The organism is Polaribacter sp. IC066, assembly GCF_007997085.1.
Lineage (GTDB): Bacteria > Bacteroidota > Bacteroidia > Flavobacteriales > Flavobacteriaceae > Polaribacter.
The window spans coordinates 50,925-67,452 of record NZ_VORR01000021.1; the positions used below are offsets into that span (position 1 = coordinate 50,925).

At 32.8% G+C, this 16,528-nt stretch carries 16 protein-coding genes and 1 tRNA gene; 11 read left to right on the forward strand and 6 right to left on the reverse strand.

The window, feature by feature from the left end:
- The 3 genes from ES044_RS09030 to ES044_RS09040 are packed head-to-tail and all read right to left on the reverse strand — an operon-like array spanning position 1 to position 3,124.
- Positions 1–864 carry a mechanosensitive ion channel family protein gene (locus tag ES044_RS09030; RefSeq protein ID WP_147119097.1) on the reverse strand — a complete coding sequence of 288 codons (864 nt, stop codon included), beginning with the start codon at positions 862–864 and terminating at the stop codon, positions 1–3.
- Complete coding sequence (locus ES044_RS09035; protein WP_147119098.1) at positions 865–2,190, reverse strand: ABC transporter permease; 1,326 nt, start codon at positions 2,188–2,190, stop codon at positions 865–867. It lies immediately after the preceding gene.
- Positions 2,191–2,194: 4 nt separating this feature from the next.
- Positions 2,195–3,124, reverse strand: a complete 930-nt coding sequence (locus ES044_RS09040) for an ABC transporter ATP-binding protein (RefSeq protein WP_147119099.1) — start codon at positions 3,122–3,124, stop codon at positions 2,195–2,197.
- 158 nt (positions 3,125–3,282) lie between these two features.
- On the opposite strand from ES044_RS09040, the gene ES044_RS09045 reads away from it, so the two are divergent.
- The 8 genes from ES044_RS09045 (at position 3,283) to ES044_RS09080 (ending at position 13,066) form a co-directional block, all read left to right on the forward strand.
- On the forward strand, positions 3,283–4,230 hold the full coding sequence (locus tag ES044_RS09045; RefSeq protein WP_147119100.1) for a T9SS type A sorting domain-containing protein: 948 nt from the start codon (positions 3,283–3,285) through the stop codon (positions 4,228–4,230).
- An 84-nt stretch (positions 4,231–4,314) separates the two neighbouring features.
- Positions 4,315–4,770, forward strand: a complete 456-nt coding sequence (locus ES044_RS09050) for a MarR family winged helix-turn-helix transcriptional regulator (RefSeq protein ID WP_147119101.1) — start codon at positions 4,315–4,317, stop codon at positions 4,768–4,770.
- Between the two features lie 24 nt (positions 4,771–4,794).
- Positions 4,795–7,200: a 3-hydroxyacyl-CoA dehydrogenase/enoyl-CoA hydratase family protein gene (locus ES044_RS09055; RefSeq protein WP_147119102.1), complete on the forward strand. Its 2,406-nt coding sequence runs from the start codon at positions 4,795–4,797 to the stop codon at positions 7,198–7,200.
- Positions 7,201–7,297: 97 nt separating this feature from the next.
- A complete protein-coding gene (locus tag ES044_RS09060; protein WP_147119103.1) occupies positions 7,298–8,488 on the forward strand; it encodes an acetyl-CoA C-acyltransferase in 1,191 nt (396 codons plus the stop codon).
- Positions 8,489–8,513: 25 nt separating this feature from the next.
- A complete protein-coding gene (locus tag ES044_RS09065) occupies positions 8,514–10,322 on the forward strand; it encodes an acyl-CoA dehydrogenase family protein (RefSeq protein WP_147119104.1) in 1,809 nt (602 codons plus the stop codon).
- 136 nt (positions 10,323–10,458) lie between these two features.
- Positions 10,459–11,427, forward strand: coding sequence for a M20/M25/M40 family metallo-hydrolase (locus ES044_RS09070; RefSeq protein WP_147119105.1), 969 nt, complete (start codon positions 10,459–10,461; stop codon positions 11,425–11,427).
- Positions 11,428–11,594: 167 nt separating this feature from the next.
- Entirely contained in the window at positions 11,595–12,041 is a 447-nt protein-coding gene (locus ES044_RS09075; RefSeq protein WP_147119106.1) for a KTSC domain-containing protein, read from the forward strand.
- Positions 12,042–12,157: 116 nt separating this feature from the next.
- The gene (locus tag ES044_RS09080; RefSeq protein WP_190311493.1) at positions 12,158–13,066 is read left to right on the forward strand and encodes a septum formation inhibitor Maf; all 909 of its coding nucleotides are present in this window, start codon (positions 12,158–12,160) and stop codon (positions 13,064–13,066) included.
- 55 nt (positions 13,067–13,121) lie between these two features.
- Here ES044_RS09080 and trxB read toward each other — a convergent pair whose 3' ends face one another.
- The 3 genes from trxB to ES044_RS09095 all read right to left on the reverse strand — a co-directional run bounded on the left by trxB (position 13,122) and on the right by ES044_RS09095 (position 15,711).
- Complete coding sequence (gene trxB / locus ES044_RS09085; protein ID WP_147119107.1) at positions 13,122–14,072, reverse strand: thioredoxin-disulfide reductase; 951 nt, start codon at positions 14,070–14,072, stop codon at positions 13,122–13,124.
- A 117-nt stretch (positions 14,073–14,189) separates the two neighbouring features.
- Positions 14,190–14,618, reverse strand: coding sequence for a c-type cytochrome (locus ES044_RS09090; protein WP_147119108.1), 429 nt, complete (start codon positions 14,616–14,618; stop codon positions 14,190–14,192).
- A gap of 1 nt (position 14,619) precedes the next feature.
- Complete coding sequence (locus ES044_RS09095; RefSeq protein WP_147119109.1) at positions 14,620–15,711, reverse strand: PQQ-dependent sugar dehydrogenase; 1,092 nt, start codon at positions 15,709–15,711, stop codon at positions 14,620–14,622.
- A 141-nt stretch (positions 15,712–15,852) separates the two neighbouring features.
- Between ES044_RS09095 and ES044_RS09100 the strand changes: the two genes are divergently transcribed.
- From ES044_RS09100 to ES044_RS09110, 3 genes are all read left to right on the forward strand, one after another.
- Positions 15,853–15,927: transfer RNA gene (locus tag ES044_RS09100), tRNA-Pro, on the forward strand.
- A gap of 47 nt (positions 15,928–15,974) precedes the next feature.
- A complete protein-coding gene (locus ES044_RS09105) occupies positions 15,975–16,220 on the forward strand; it encodes a GIY-YIG nuclease family protein (RefSeq protein ID WP_147187035.1) in 246 nt (81 codons plus the stop codon).
- 85 nt (positions 16,221–16,305) lie between these two features.
- Positions 16,306–16,528, forward strand: a 223-nt coding sequence (locus ES044_RS09110; protein WP_147187037.1) for a GIY-YIG nuclease family protein, incomplete at its 3' end; no start/stop codon positions are given.

Here is a 16,528-nt window from a genome sequence, read left to right on the forward strand (position 1 = left end):
TTAAGTTTGTTTTATAAGGTGAACATCTCTTTGCGGAAATGGTATTGATATATTGTTTTCTCTAAATGCTTTGTCTATTGCAAAACGAATATTGCTTTGTGTAAAACGCACATCAAAACTATTGGTTAATGTAAACGCAATTCTAAAATTTAAAGAACTGTCTGCAAAATCAGTAAACAAAGCCATGGGTTTCGGAGCTTTTAAAACTGCCGGTTGCTCTTCTGCAATCTTTACTAAAAGATCTCTAACCAACTCTACATCTGACCCATACGCCACACCAACATCTACAAATTCTCTTGTTTCTGTTCCGTTTTCTGTCCAATTGAATAAAATATTAGTCAAATACAAATGATTCGGAATCACCAACACCTTATTATCTACCGTAACTGCCCTTGTGGTTCTTAAACGTATATCTAAAACCCTGCCAACTTTTCCTTCGAGCTCAATAATGTCTCCAACATGCACAGATTGATCTACTAGAATAAAGATACCAGAAAGAATATCCTGAAAAAGTGTCTGCAACGCTAAACCTACACCAATTAATAATGCCGCAGATGCTGCAAAAATTGCCGTAACATTTACGCCAGAAGTATGCATGGCAATTAAAAAAATGATTAGAAAAATAAACCATCTCACATAGCTAAAAACACTTACAAATTTAAGTTTGTCATTTTTAGGCATTTTTCTGGTTACAAACTTTCTAACAAATTTTAAAATAAAAGAAGTTATAATCAAAGCAACAATAACGACTAATAGTCCTTGAATAGTAATGCTTATTTCTTTACTTAATGGCAAAGAAAAATCTAAAATAGAATTCGCTTCCTCAACAATCGAATCTGTAACTTGCTCTAATTTATCTTGCATTTATCCTTTATATTTTAGCCATTTATACAAATCTTTATAGGTAGGTTTTTTACCATACATTAAAATACCTACTCTATAAATTTTAGCTGCTAACCAAACCATAAACACAAAGGTAATTACCAATAAAATCATTGAGATTGCCAACTCACCCCAAGAAACACCAAACGGAACTCTCATTAACATGACAATTGGTGATGTTAATGGTATATGTGAAAAGAGCACAGGTATCGGTCCATGAGGATCATTAATTACAGTAGCAAAACCTACGTATACTCCCAAAACTAACGGTAACATAATCGGGAACATGAATTGTTGTGTATCGGTTTCGTTGTCTACCGCTGCCCCAATTGCGGCATACAAAGAACTATATAACATAAAACCTCCTAAAAAGTAGAAAATGAATAATACAAATAATTTTAAAATTGGTAACCTTAAAAGCTCTTGAATAATCAATTGCACTTTATCGCCACCAGCGGCTTGTTTTGCCATCTCTAATTGTTCTACTGATAATTGAGATGTTTGCATCTCTGCCATATCGACCCCAAAAACAGAAGAAGCTACCGTGAAAATTATAAACAATAAGACACCCCAAATAGAGAACTGCAACAAACCTGCAGAAGCATTCCCGATTATTTTACCCAACATTAATTGAAAGGGTTTTACAGAGGACACAATGATTTCTACAATTCTACTTGTTTTTTCTTCGATAACACTTCTCATTACAGAGGTTCCGTAAATAAGCACAAACATCATCAACATATACCCCGCAACTGCACCAACGCCAACTTTTAACCCGTTAATTAATTTTGATGATTCTTCTCCTGAAAAATTAACCATTTTAATATTAGATTGAATTTTAGAGGCATTAATCTTATCGATATCAATGCCAAAATAATTCAACTTTTCGTTTCTTAATTTTCGTTCTATTTTAGATTCTAAAGAATTAATAACAGACATTCCTGGTGATTCTTTTGAATAAAATTCTATCGAGGATGCTAATAACTCTAAACTATCTTTTTTTGGTATGATTAAGGCTCCATAATAATCGCCGTTCTCAACTTTTTTCTTAGTTTCTTCAATACCAAATGATGTAAAATCTTCATAATAAACAATTTCAGTATCCTTAAAGTCTTCCTTCGAAAATAATCCAGAATTATCTACATACACAATTCTCTTTTCTATTTCCTTGTTCTTTTTCATCAAAAAAAAGACTAAAGCACCAACGCCAACCAATAGTAACGGACTTAAAAAAGTCATCATTATAAATGATTTATTACGAACTTTTGCAATAAATTCTCTGTGAATAATTAATTTTAACTTACTCATCTTTTTACCTGTTTTTATTTACGGCTTCTATAAAAATATCGTTTGCACTGGGTATTAATTCTACAAAATGCTGCACTTCGCCTTTGCCTGTTAAAAAAGACAATAAATCGTTTGCTGAACTTGTATTTTTCAATTTTACGTTACACGTTAATTCGTTTCCTAATAATTTAAAATCCGCAGGTAATACCTCAAAATTTTGTTCTAAAGCAGCTCTTACTTCATTGGGAATCGATGTATTTAAGCCTACTTGAAACGTATTGGTTCTAAATTGACGTTTGATGTCGTTTAATTTACCATCTAAAATTTTATTCGATTTATCAATCAACGCAATTTCATCACACATTTCTTCCACAGACTCCATTCTGTGTGTAGAAAATATAATCGTTGCTCCTTCATCGCGCAATTGCAAAATCTCTTTTGCAATTAATTGTGCGTTTATAGGATCGAACCCAGAAAAAGGCTCATCAAAAATTAATAATTTAGGATTGTGCATTACCGTAACAATAAACTGTACTTTTTGCGCCATTCCTTTAGAAAGTTCCTCAATTTTCTTTCCCCACCAGGCAGAGATATCAAATTTATCGAACCAATATTGTAATCGTTTTTTAGCTTCTGCTTTAGACAATCCTTTTAATTGTGCCAAATACAACGCTTGTTCACCAACTTTCATCGATTTATACAAACCACGTTCTTCGGGTAAATAACCAATATCTGAAGTGTGTTTGGGTGATAATGGTTCTCCATCAATTAAAATAGAACCAGAATCTGCCATGGTAATTTGATTAATAATTCTTATCAACGAAGTTTTTCCAGCTCCATTGGGTCCTAATAAACCATAAACACTTCCTTTAGGGATATGGATAGACACATCATTCAATGCTCTAAAATCTCCATAATTTTTTACTATATTATTGATTTCTAATAAATTACTCATTGACTTCGCTCTATTTTTATAATATGATAAGGAACACAAATCTACATATTTTCTACTTATTAGTATAAAAAGCACTTATTATGTTACAGCGATCTCTTAATTATTTTTTAAATTATACTCTGACCTAAAAAATATTAACTTCGTAGAAAATAAATGCCATGTTTAAAAAATTACTTTTTGCGCCTCTTTTTATTTTTTTTACCTTGAATTTAATTTCACAAGATTATGAACCTATTTTAAAAAAAGACGCGTTCTGGGATGTCATAAAAGTCAATCGTTCTAGTAGAAATCCATGCCATTACAATCAAATAAATAGATACAAAATAGATAAGGATACAATTATTGATGATAAAACATATAAAAAAATTAAACATTATGCAGCAATAGGGACCCGAAGTGGATTATACGAATGTTTACATAGTCCTTATATAATTGATACCACAAAGTTTAGTTTTTCAAATCATTATTACAGGGAAGATATTGCCGAAAAAAAAATATACAGGCTAGAAATAGAAGAGAATGACAAAATTGAAAACATATATTATGATTTTTCCTTAAAAGTTGGAGACACCCTTAAATATCCAATTTTTGCTTTTTCAAAATTTGCGACTGTTTGGAAAATTGATAGAGATGATGAAAATAGGAATAGATTTTGGTTAACCACTAAAAACGACGGAGCAACACCCTATTTCTATACAGAAGGTTTAGGAGGTAAATATGGATTTTACCATGATCAAGATTACGATTTTCGGTCTACATACCCTCGTTTAGCTTGCCGAGGTAACGATATGGTCAACAACAACTGTAATCTTACTCTAAACTCCGCAGAATTCTTGGACACAAGACTTCTGCAATTAAAAATATTCCCAAATCCAGTAAAAGATATTTTAACAATTCAAAACACAGAAAATAGTACTGTTAAAATATATTCTGTTAAGGGTTCACTTTTAAAAAAAGTAACTGCTAAAACTAATTTAGAAATTGATATGTCTTCTTTTAACACTGGTGTCTATATTCTAGAAATTTCAAGTGTAAACAATCAAAAAAAATACAAGATCTTAAAACAATTGAAGCCTATACCTACATTTCTCTTCAAACAAAAGTAAATTTTCTGTTAAAATTTACTATGCATGCATAACTTTTATAAAATTTACTATGCGTGCATAATAAATTTTATTATATTTGGCGTAATGGATAAGAACATTTCAATAGACCATCAATTAAGAGCAACTTGGCAAGCCGTTGCCAAAATGTATAACGAACAAGCTACAAATTACGGAAGCACAATGTCTTCTGCGTTTGTTCTTTTAACTATCGATAAAGAAAACGGCACGCCATCTACTGCTCTAGGACCTTTAATGGGAATGGAACCCACGAGTCTTTCTAGAATTTTAAAATCTATGGAGAAAAAAGGCGCTATTTCTAGAGAAAAAAACCCAGATGATGGGCGCAGTGTTTTAATTAGATTAACAGATTATGGATTAGAAATGCGTAAGTTTTCTAAAAACCACGTGTATCAATTTAACAACATTGTTAGAGAATATGTTTCAGAAAGCGAATTAGACTCTTTCTTTAAAGTAATGACTACAATCAACGAATTAATAGCGGAAAGAAAAATTTTTGAGGCTATTCATCAAGATAAATAAGAAGCAGTAAAAAAATATAAACAAATGACAAGAAGAATTAAAAAAGTAGCAATTATAGGATCTGGTATTATGGGTTCTGGTATTGCGTGTCACTTTGCAAATATTGGTGTTGAAGTTCTTTTATTGGATATTGTTCCAAGAGAATTAAACGACATCGAAAAAGCAAAAGGACTTACATTAGAAGACAAGGCAGTTCGAAATCGTTTAGTAAATGATGCTTTAACAACCTCTTTAAAATCTAAACCCTCTCCTATTTACAGCATAAAGTTTGCAGATAGAATTACAACGGGGAATATAGATGATGATTTACACTTAATCAAAAATGTTGATTGGGTAATGGAAGTAGTCGTAGAGCGTTTAGATATTAAAAAAATCGTTTTTGAAAAAATAGAAAAATTCAGAACGCCAGGCACTTTAATTACTTCTAATACTTCTGGAATTCCGATTAAGTTTATGAACGAAGGGAGAAGTGACGATTTCCAAAAGCATTTTGCGGTAACTCACTTTTTTAATCCACCAAGATATTTAAAACTTTTCGAAGTGGTTCCCGGTCCAAACTGTACTCAAGAGGTTACCGATTTCTTAATGATGTATGGTGATAAATTTTTAGGTAAAACTTCTGTTTTAGCAAAAGACACTCCTGCTTTTATTGGAAATAGAATCGGAATTTTTGGCATCATGAGTTTATTTCATGTTGTAAAAGAAATGGACTTAACCATTGAAGAAGTTGATAAATTAACGGGACCTGTTATTGGTCGCCCTAAATCTGCAACTTTTAGAACTATTGATGTTGTTGGTTTAGATACACTTGTTCATACGGCAAATGGCGTAAAAGACAATTGCCCTGAAGATGAAATGAGAGATCAATTTGTGATTCCTGATTTTGTAAACCACATGATGGAGAACAACATGTTGGGAAGTAAAACCGGACAAGGTTTTTACAAAATGACAAAAGATGCGAAGGGTAATAAAAATATTTTATCATTAGATTTAAATACATTAAAATACAGAGAAAAGAAATCTGCAAAATTTGCTACTTTAGAATTGACGAAAACGATTGATAACGTTGCAGATCGTTTTAAAGTGTTAGTTGCAGGAAAAGATAAAGCTGGAGAATTTTATAGAAAATCGTTCGCAGCAATGTTTGCCTATGTTCAAAACAGAATTCCTGAAATTTCTGATGAAGTTTACAGAATTGATGATGGCTTAAGAGCAGGTTTTGGCTGGGAACACGGACCTTTTCAAATTTGGGATGCAATTGGCGTTGCCAAAGGTGTTGAGATTATGAAAGCCGAAGGCTATGAAATTGCCACTTGGGTTACAGAAATGATTGAAAAAGGAGAAACTTCTTTTTATTCTATAAAAGAAGGAGCTACCTACTATTACGATATTCCTGCAAAAGAGCAAGTTAAAAAACCGGGTCAAGATTCATTTATCATTTTAGATAACATCAGAAAAACGAACGAGGTCTGGAAAAACTCTGGTGCAGTAATTGAAGATTTAGGTGATGGAATTTTAAATTTAGAGTTCCAATCTAAAATGAATACGATTGGTGGTGATGTTTTAGCTGCCGTAAATAAAGCCATTGATTTAGCTGAAAAAAATTACCAAGGTTTAATTATTGGTAATCAAGCGCCAAACTTTTCTGTAGGCGCTAATATTGGAATGATTTTTATGATGGCTGCAGAGCAAGAATATGATGAATTAAACATGGCGATCAAATATTTTCAAGATACCATGATGCGCATGCGTTATTCTGCAATTCCTACTATTTCTGCTCCGCACGGAATGGCTTTAGGCGGTGGATGTGAAATTTCATTACACGCAGATAAAGTAGTTGCAGCGGCAGAAACCTATATGGGATTAGTCGAATTTGGAGTTGGTGTAATTCCAGGTGGTGGTGGTTCTAAAGAAATGGCGCTGCGTGCTTCAGATACTTTCCGTAAAGGAGATGTTCAACTAAATGTATTGCAAGAAAATTTCTTAACAATTGGTACAGCAAAAGTAGCAACATCTGCTTATGAAGCGTTTGATTTAGGGTTACTTCAAAAAGGAAAAGATGTTGTTGTTGTAAACAAAGACCGTCAAATTGCAGAAGCAAAGAAGCATGCTGTATTAATGGCAGAAGCAGGTTATACACAGCCAGCCTCTCGTAATGACGTATTAGTTCTTGGTAAACAAGCTTTAGGTGCCTTTATGGTTGCAACAGATTCTATGCAAGCAAGTAGATTTATATCAGAACACGATCAAAAAATTGCAAATAAATTAGCCTATGTAATGGCTGGTGGAGATTTATCTGAACCAACAAATGTTTCTGAACAGTACTTATTAGATTTAGAACGTGAAGCCTTTTTAAGTTTATGTACAGAGCGCAAAACATTAGAACGTATTCAACACATGTTAAAAACGGGTAAACCTTTACGTAACTAAAGTTACTTGGCTATTAGCCTTTAGCAATTTGCTATTGGTAAATAAATATTAACGAAATGCTAAAAGCCAAGAGCGATTAGCTAAAAGCTAAAATAAAATGAAAACAGCATATATAGTACAAGGATATAGAACAGCCGTTGCAAAGTCAAAGAAAGGTGCGTTCAGGTTTAAAAGAGCCGATGAGTTGGCTGCAGAAACTATTGAACATTTAATGAAGAATTTGCCAGAATTCGATAAAACAAGAATTGATGATGTAATTGTAGGGAACGCAATGCCAGAAGGTTCTCAAGGTTTAAATATGGCTCGTTTAATCTCTTTAATGGGCTTAAAAATTGATGAGGTTCCGGGTGTAACCGTAAACCGTTTCTGTTCTTCAGGATTAGAGACAATTGGTATGGCAGTTGCAAAAATTCAGTCAGGAATGGCAGAATGTATTATTGCAGGCGGAGCAGAAAGCATGAGTTCTGTACCAATGACAGGTTATAAGCCAGAATTAAACTACGATACCGTTGCTGCAGGTCATGCAGATTATTATTGGGGAATGGGAAATACAGCAGAAGCTGTTGCAGAGCAATATAAAATTTCTCGTAAAGATCAAGATGAGTTTGCATTAAACTCGCATTTAAAAGCATTAAAAGCGCAGGCTGAAAATCGTTTTCAAGACCAAATAGTACCTATTGAAGTTGAAGAAACGTATGTGGATGCAAAAGGTAAAAAAGTGACAAGAAAATATACCGTAAATAAAGATGAAGGACCTCGTCTAGGATCAAATCTTGCTGGTTTAGAGCGTTTACGACCTGTATTTGCTGCTAACGGAAGTGTTACTGCTGGTAACTCGTCACAAACAAGTGATGGTGCTGCCTTTGTAATGGTGATGAGTGAAGAAATGGTGAAAGAATTAAACATTAAGCCAATTGCAAGAATGGTAAGTTATGCCGCTGCAGGGGTTCCTCCTAGAATTATGGGAATTGGGCCTGTTGCTGCGATTCCAAAAGCATTAAAACAAGCAGGATTAAAACAAGAAGATATTAGCTTAATTGAATTAAATGAAGCTTTTGCTTCTCAATCTTTAGCTGTAATTCGTGAGTTAGGATTAAATGCAGACATTATTAACGTAAATGGTGGTGCAATTGCATTAGGTCATCCTTTAGGTTGTACAGGAGCAAAATTATCTGTTCAACTATTTGACGAAATGCGCAAGCGAAATATGCAAGGAAAATACGGAATGGTAACCATGTGCGTTGGAACAGGACAGGGTGCTGCGGGTATTTTCGAATTTTTAAACTAAAAAATAATACTTAATAAAACACATCATGGAAACAGTAGAAAAAGAAATTTTAAGAGGCGGTCAGTTTTTGGTAAAAGAGACTAAATGCGAAGATATATTTACTCCTGAAGATTTTTCAGAAGAGCAAATAATGATGAAAGATGCCGTAAAAGAATTTACAGAACGTGAAATTATTGCACACAGAGACCGTTTTGAAGCAAAAGATTACGCTTTAACAGAAGAAGTAATGAAAAAAGCTGGTGAACTTGGCTTTTTAGGGGTTGCTGTTCCTGAAGAATATGGAGGAATGGGAATGGGTTTTGTCTCTACAATGATTACTTGCGAATATATTTCTAGTGGAAATGGTTCTTTAAGTACTGCTTTTGGTGCACATACAGGAATTGGAACGATGCCCATTACCTTATACGGTACAGAAGCGCAAAAACAAAAATATGTACCAAGATTGGCTACTGGCGAATGGATGGGTGCGTATTGTTTAACAGAACCAGGAGCTGGCTCTGATGCAAATTCAGGAAAAACTACGGCAGTTCTTTCTGCTGATGAAAAAACATATAAAATCAACGGACAAAAAATGTGGATCTCAAATGCAGGTTTCTGTAATTTGATGATTGTATTTGCTCGTATTGAAAATGACAAAAATATTACCGGTTTTATCGTTGAATATGATGCTACAAACGCAAACGGTATTTCAATGGGTGAAGAAGAGCATAAATTAGGAATTCGCGCTTCATCAACAAGACAAGTATTTTTTAATGACACCGTGGTGCCAGCAGAGAATATGTTATCTGTTAGAGGCGGTGGCTTCAAAATTGCTGTAAACGCCTTAAATGTTGGACGTATAAAATTAGCTGCTGCTTGTATCGACTCTCAAAGAAGAATTACAAATACAGCGTTAAAGTACGCAACAGAGCGTAAACAATTTAAAACTCCGATTGCAGATTTTGGCGCTATCAAAGCAAAGTTAGCTGAAATGGCAACCAATACCTATGCTGGAGAATCGGCAAGTTACAGAGCTTCAAAAAACATTGAAGACAGAATAGAGATGAGAATAGCTGCTGGAAACTCACATCAAGATGCTGAATTAAAAGGAGTTGAAGAATATGCCATTGAATGTTCTATTTTAAAAGTAACTGTTTCTGAAGATGTGCAAGCGTGTGCAGATGAAGGTATTCAAATTTTTGGAGGAATGGGATTCTCTGAAGAAACACCCATGGAAGCTGCTTGGAGAGATGCAAGAATTGCGCGTATTTATGAAGGAACTAACGAAATTAACAGAATGCTTTCTGTTGGTATGTTGGTTAAAAAAGCAATGAAAGGTCAAGTAGACTTATTAGGCCCTGCAACAGAGGTTGGTAATGAGCTGTTAGGAATTCCGTCTTTTGAAACTCCAGACTATTCAGAATTATTTGCGGAGGAAAAGGAAATGATTGGGAAATTGAAAAAAGTGTTTTTAATGGTTGCAGGCTCTGCAATTCAGAAATACGGTCCCGAATTAGATCAACATCAACAGTTATTAATGGCTGCTGCCAATATTCTAAATGAGGTGTACATGGCTGAATCTACTTTGTTAAGAGCAGAAAAAAACACAAAACGTTTTGGAGAAGATGCACAAGAAGGCCAAATTGCAATGGCAAGATTATACCTATATAATGCAGTAGAAATTGTCGCTAAAAACGGTAGAGAGGGTATTGTATCTTTTGCAGAAGGCGATGAGCAAAGAATGTTATTAATGGGTTTAAAACGCTTCACAAAATATGCTAATTATCCAAATGTTGTTGCCTTGCGTAATTTAATTGCAGAAAAATTAAAATCTGAAAATAAATATTGCTTTTAATACATGATGTTTAATTTCTTTAAAACGCATAAAAAGTTTTAAAATTTAGTTGTTTATTTAAAAAAGACCATTGTAATCAATGGTCTTTTCTTATATTTGTGTAACCTATTCAGCTTTAAGACCAAAATAACACATAATGAAACTAAATTTATTCTCTGTTGTTACTTTCTTAATTCTTTTAGGGAGTTGTAACACACACGAACCAATTGAAATTGATAGCCAAAAATTATTAGAAACTATTAAAATGCTTTCTGATGATGCTCTCGAAGGTAGAGCTTTTTCTAAACCAGGAAATCAAAGGACCCAAAATATTATTATCAAAAAATTTACCGAACTTGGTTTAGAAACCGTTGTTGACAACAGTTTTTATCAAGAATTTTCGCACACTTTTAAAGGTAAAATAAGACAAGAAATATTTCCTGTAAAAAATCCTAAAGAAGATTTTTCTAATGTACCTGATACGATTGCGAAAGGCGCTAATATTATTGGAATGCTAAAAGGCGAAACTGGTAAAAGTATTGTAATTACTGCTCATTATGATCATTTAGGAATTAGAGATGGTAAAATTTATAATGGCGCAGATGACAATGCTTCTGGAACAGCGGCCTTGTTTGCCATAGCTGAATACTTTAAAAATAAACCAACAAAACATAATTTAATTTTTGCTGCGGTAGACGCTGAAGAAATTGGTTCTTTAGGTGCTGAATATTTTTTAAAAAATTATCAAGATGCATCAAATATTAATTTAAATATTAATTTAGATATGATTGCCCATAGCGATTATGATCCTGAATTATTTGCTTGCGGTTTATTTTATTATCCGAATTTAAGAAAGCCTTTAGAACGAGTAAAATCAGATAAAATAAAGTTATTATTTGGCCATGATGACCCCGATAGTAAAGAACAATCTGACTGGACTTCCTCTTCAGACCACAGAGTTTTTCATAGAGCTAAAATACCATTTATTTATTTTGGTGTAGAAGATCACAAAGACTACCACAGAGATACAGATACTTATGGCAGTATAAATCCTGAATTTTATATAGAAGCTGTAAAAGTTATTATTCAATCAGTAGAAAATCTTGACGCACATTTAAGTAAATAATCATAAAATAAAAAAACTATACATTTCTAATTTATTTTTCTAAAACAAATTAAACTCTTATCTAAAAACTTACTTGCTAAAAAGAAATCTATTGAAAAGTAAATGAAATTTAAAATAGCTAATTCTTTTTTTATCAGTACTTTTGCACGCAATTTGAAAACACAGAAATGAAACGTATTAAAGAATATAAAAAACTTTTTAAAGTAGAAGGCGCTATTAATTTAAAAGAATTAAAAACTGCATACAGAGGCTTGGTTAAAGAATGGCATCCAGATAAATTTCAGGATGAAGAAAAAAAAGCAGAAGCAGAAGATGTGAGTACTCAAATCATTGATGGATATCACTTTTTAGTAAGTATTGCTTCTGAAACAAAAGAAGCAAATTTAGACGCTTATAAAACGACTATTACCGAGTTTCAAGTGTCTGATTGGCATCACAAAAGTATGTTGCTAGAAGTTACTTTTACAGACGGAAATACATACGAATACTTTGGTGTAAGTAAAATACTTTTTGGAAAATTTGTAAATGCCAAATCAATGAATAACTTCGGAAAAAGAAATATTTTCAATTCGTTCCTGTACAGAAAATCAAAGAAAGCTTCTGTAACGGCTTAAAACATTTTAGAGAATACTATATATTTAAAAAAGAGATTACTTTCTAAGTAATCTCTTTTTTCGTTTCATTACCCAAAAACTATTCTTATTTATTGTAAATTAGTAAAAAGTTAATAATGAAACGAACGATGCATCTATACTCCACAATTATTTTCAGTTTTCTATTCCTTTTCTGCACAAAATCTGAACAACAAAAAGCAATAAAATCGAAGACGTCTATAGAAAAGAATGAAAAGAATCTCAAATTTAATGACTATTGGTATACTGGCAAGGCAGAAATAACTTCCTACAAACTTACACAAGTTAGGTATGGTGAAATTCATACAGGCATAGCGGTAAATATTTTCGTAACGGAAGACTTTTTACCAGAAAAACAAGTAAAAGCAGATTATCAAAATAAAAGTACAATCCCTATTTTAAAGTTAAATAGCACAAAAAAATATACCACAGGAATTTATCCTTATTCTTTAATGACGAGTACCTTCTCTCCTATTAATATCATTAATAAAGCCATCAAAATTTCTTTTTCAGCACAAGAATGGTGTGGAAATACTTTTGTTCAATTAAATAATAAAGCAAATTTTCAAGTTGACTTTTATTCGTATTTTGAAAGTAATTCTGATCGAAAAATTTCTTTAAAAAAGAATATTTTAGAAAATGAGTTATGGAATCTCATTAGAATTTCTCCAAAAGAATTGCCAACAGGAAAGTTACAAGTAATTCCTTCTTTTGAATATTTAGGCTTAAATCATAAAAAATTCGAAGCTTATGAGGCCATTGCTAGTTTAAAAGAAAAAGGAGGTTTTCAGTTTTATTCAATTAATTATCCGAAGTTAAATAGAACACTTACGCTAAAATTCACCAAAAGTTTTCCTCATACAATGGAATCTTGGGAAGAAACCGTTTCTAGTCGTGGAAAACAACTAACCACAAAAGCAGAAAAAATTAAAACAATACAAGCTGCCTATTGGAATAAAAATGGCGTTGCTGATGTGAGTGAACGCAAAGAACTAGGGTTAGACTAAAAAAAAAGAGATTTCATTGTTGAAATCTCTTTTTTCTAAAGTAAAAATACCAATACTAATTTTTTAAAGTACCTAGATAACGTTCTGCATCTAAAGCTGCCATACAGCCAGTACCTGCAGCAGTTACAGCTTGTCTATATTCCTTATCTTGAATATCTCCTGAAGCAAAAACTCCTGGCATATTCGTTTTCGTTGTTTTTCCTTTCGTAATTAAATATCCTGTCTCGTCCATATCTAAAACACCTTTAAATAAATCTGAATTTGGAGTATGACCAATCGCTATAAAAACACCCATCACCGGAATTTCAAACTTTTCTTTTGTTTGGTTGTTAATTGCTCTAACCCCCTCTACAACTTTAGCCCCTAAAATCTCATCGATTTCTGTATTATACAACACCTCGATATTTTTAGTATTACTAACTCTATGTTGCATCGCTTTAGACGCTTTCATATAATCTTTACGAACTAAAACGGTTACTTTTTTACAAATATTAGACAAATACGTAGCCTCTTCAGCAGCCGTATCTCCTGCTCCAACAACGACAACATCTTGTCCTTTATAGAAAAAGCCGTCACAGGTTGCACAAGCAGAAACACCTCCACCAATTAAACGCTGCTCACTTTCTATTCCTAAATACTTTGCGGTAGCGCCTGTAGAAATAATAATAGTTTCTGCTTCAATATGTTTTTCTTCATCCACAATAACTTTATGAATTCCGCCAACTTGATCACTTAATTCTACTTTGGTCACCATTCCAAAACGCACATCAGTTCCAAAACGTTCTGCTTGCTTTTTAAGATCTTCCATCATTGCTGGTCCATCTGTACCCTCTGCATATCCCGGAAAATTATCAACTTCAGTAGTTGTTGTTAATTGACCTCCCATTTGCATTCCTGTATACATTATCGGTTTCATATCTGCTCTTGCCGCATAAATTGCTGCTGTATATCCTGCAGGTCCTGAACCTATAATTAAACATTTTATTTTTTCTATATTTTCTGACATAATCTGCTTACAATTGAACAACAAAGCTAATTTTTTAGATTTATCTACACTACTTTTTCGTATGAATAATTACAATAGATTTATAATAAAAATTTATGGATTGTTTACAAAACAAATTTAGTTTTTAGAAACAGCTTCTACCTCTTCAACTGTAATCATATTTAGATTCTTATTACCCCAAGTATTCGTAATATAATTCATAACATCAGCAATTTCGTCTGCCTCTAGCCCTAATCTAGCCATTCTTTTTTTGTAGACAACTCCGTTCACACTAATTTTTCCGCTTAAACCGTATTTAATAGCTCTAATACTGGCTTCTCTTTTCTCCATTAAATAGTCAGATTTCGCCAAAGGCGGATATATTTTGGGCTTACCTTCTCCATTTGGTAAATGACAAGACATACACATATCTGTATAAACTTCTTTTCCGTTTTTTATACTTTCTGCTAATTTTGAGTCTTGTTGTATTGCATTATAATTTTCTGATTTATGTGTAAAAGAACAAATTATAAAACCAAAAAATATAGTTAGAAGAATTTTTTTCATATCATTTTAAAATAATTTTAATAATTCCTATTCCTTCAATTCCAGCATACATATAGCCGTCATTTCCTTGCTCAATAGAACGAACTCTCCCTAAATCTTCTAATATTTTTTCTTCTTTAATTACTTTTCCGTTTTCTAAAGTGCAATTAGAAATGTATTGAAACTTTAAAGAGCCCACTAATAGGTTCCCTTTCCAACTAGGATATTTATCAGAATTTACAAACGCCATTCCGCTGGGCGCAATAGAAGGCGTCCAATAATGTAGCGGTTGTTCCATTCCTTCTTTCTCTGTAATTTCTGTAAATTTTGATCCTGAATAATTTATTCCATGACTAATTACAGGCCAACCATAATTTTTTCCTTTTTGAATGATATTAATTTCGTCACCACCCTTTGGTCCATGTTCATGCGACCAAATTTCATTTGTAAAAGGATTTATTTCCATGCCTTGCGGATTTCTATGTCCGTAACTAAAAATAGCTTTTTTAGCATTTGCTATGTTTACAAATGGATTGTCTTTCGGTATTGTTCCATCATCATTTAAACGATAAATTTTACCACAATCTCTCGTAATATCCTGCGGATTTTCATCTCTACTACCTCTATCTCCAACACTAAAATACACATGGTTTTCCTTGTCGAAAACAATTCGAGAACCAAAATGTTGTCCTTTTCTACTATTTGGCGCTGCTTTGTACAATACTTTCTGATTTGTCAATTTATTGTTTTCAAATCTCGCGCGCATCAACGTAGTATTTGCACCCTTCTCTTCTCCTTCAGAAGATGCGTATGTAAAGTAAATAAGTTTATTTTTTTTAAAATTTGGATGCAATGCAATATCTAACAAACCTCCTTGGCCTCGAAGTGTAACTTCTGGCATCCCTTTAACAAACTTCTTTTTTCCGTTTTTAAAATGAATTAATTCTCCCTCTTTCTCCGTGATTAAAATTGAATTATCTGGCAAAAATGTAAATCCCCAAGGAATATCTATATCACCAACAATAACTTCATACCCAATTTTTAATTTTTCTTGCGCATAAATAACAGTTGACAAACTAAAAATAAACAGAAAAATATACCTAGAAAATCGCATTTTTAAAACAATTTAAATTCATGAATCTATACTGCAATATATAAATATTATGTTATATTTGCAATCCCTAAATAAAGAATCATTTTTGGGAGGTAGCCTCTCGATAAACTCGAGATAAACTACACTATAATTTTACACTTTCGGGGTGTAGCGTAGCCCGGTCATCGCGCCTCGTTTGGGACGAGGAGGTCGCAGGTTCGAATCCTGCCACCCCGACTAACAAAGCTGAATAAGAAAAAATATTCAGCTTTTTTCTTTTAAAAATGTTCGCTATTTACATTCTTTTTTCTGATCAATTACAAAAGCACTATGTTGGGTATACCCATAAATCTGTGAATCAAAGACTAGAAGAGCATTTGCACAATCATCAAGGTTTTACTGCAAAAGCTAAAGATTGGAAAATTGTTTTTCAACATCAGCTTGTTTCTAAAACCGATGCCTTGCTACTAGAAAGAAAAATTAAAAAAAGAGGTGCTAGTAGATATTTGAACGATATCGCGTCACGCTGAAAGCGTGAAGGTCAAAAATTCGAATCCTGCCACCCCGACTAACAAAGCTGAATAAGAAAAAATATTCAGCTTTTTTCTTTTAAAAATGTTCGCTATTTACATCCTTTTTTCTGATCAATTACAAAAGCACTATGTTGGGTATACCCATAAATCTGTGAATCAAAGACTAGAAGAGCATTTGCACAATCATCAAGGTTTTACTGCAAAAGCTAAAGATTGGAAAATTGTTTTTCAACATCAGCTTGTTTCTAAAACCGATGCCTTGCTACTAGAAAGAAAAATTAAAAAAAGAGGTGCTAGTAGATATT

Coding starts and splice junctions, on each gene's coding strand:
- ES044_RS09060 (WP_147119103.1), top strand. CDS start 7,298: ATGAAAACAGCATATATAGTACAAGGATATAGAACAGCCGTTGCAAAG.
- ES044_RS09080 (WP_190311493.1), top strand. CDS start 12,158: ATGAAACGAACGATGCATCTATACTCCACAATTATTTTCAGTTTTCTA.
- ES044_RS09070 (WP_147119105.1), top strand. CDS start 10,459: ATGAAACTAAATTTATTCTCTGTTGTTACTTTCTTAATTCTTTTAGGG.
- ES044_RS09065 (WP_147119104.1), top strand. CDS start 8,514: ATGGAAACAGTAGAAAAAGAAATTTTAAGAGGCGGTCAGTTTTTGGTA.
- ES044_RS09075 (WP_147119106.1), top strand. CDS start 11,595: ATGAAACGTATTAAAGAATATAAAAAACTTTTTAAAGTAGAAGGCGCT.
- ES044_RS09095 (WP_147119109.1), bottom strand. CDS start 15,711: ATGCGATTTTCTAGGTATATTTTTCTGTTTATTTTTAGTTTGTCAACT.
- ES044_RS09045 (WP_147119100.1), top strand. CDS start 3,283: ATGTTTAAAAAATTACTTTTTGCGCCTCTTTTTATTTTTTTTACCTTG.
- ES044_RS09035 (WP_147119098.1), bottom strand. CDS start 2,190: ATGAGTAAGTTAAAATTAATTATTCACAGAGAATTTATTGCAAAAGTT.
- trxB (WP_147119107.1), bottom strand. CDS start 14,072: ATGTCAGAAAATATAGAAAAAATAAAATGTTTAATTATAGGTTCAGGA.
- ES044_RS09030 (WP_147119097.1), bottom strand. CDS start 864: ATGCAAGATAAATTAGAGCAAGTTACAGATTCGATTGTTGAGGAAGCG.
- ES044_RS09105 (WP_147187035.1), top strand. CDS start 15,975: ATGTTCGCTATTTACATTCTTTTTTCTGATCAATTACAAAAGCACTAT.
- ES044_RS09050 (WP_147119101.1), top strand. CDS start 4,315: ATGGATAAGAACATTTCAATAGACCATCAATTAAGAGCAACTTGGCAA.
- ES044_RS09090 (WP_147119108.1), bottom strand. CDS start 14,618: ATGAAAAAAATTCTTCTAACTATATTTTTTGGTTTTATAATTTGTTCT.
- ES044_RS09040 (WP_147119099.1), bottom strand. CDS start 3,124: ATGAGTAATTTATTAGAAATCAATAATATAGTAAAAAATTATGGAGAT.
- ES044_RS09055 (WP_147119102.1), top strand. CDS start 4,795: ATGACAAGAAGAATTAAAAAAGTAGCAATTATAGGATCTGGTATTATG.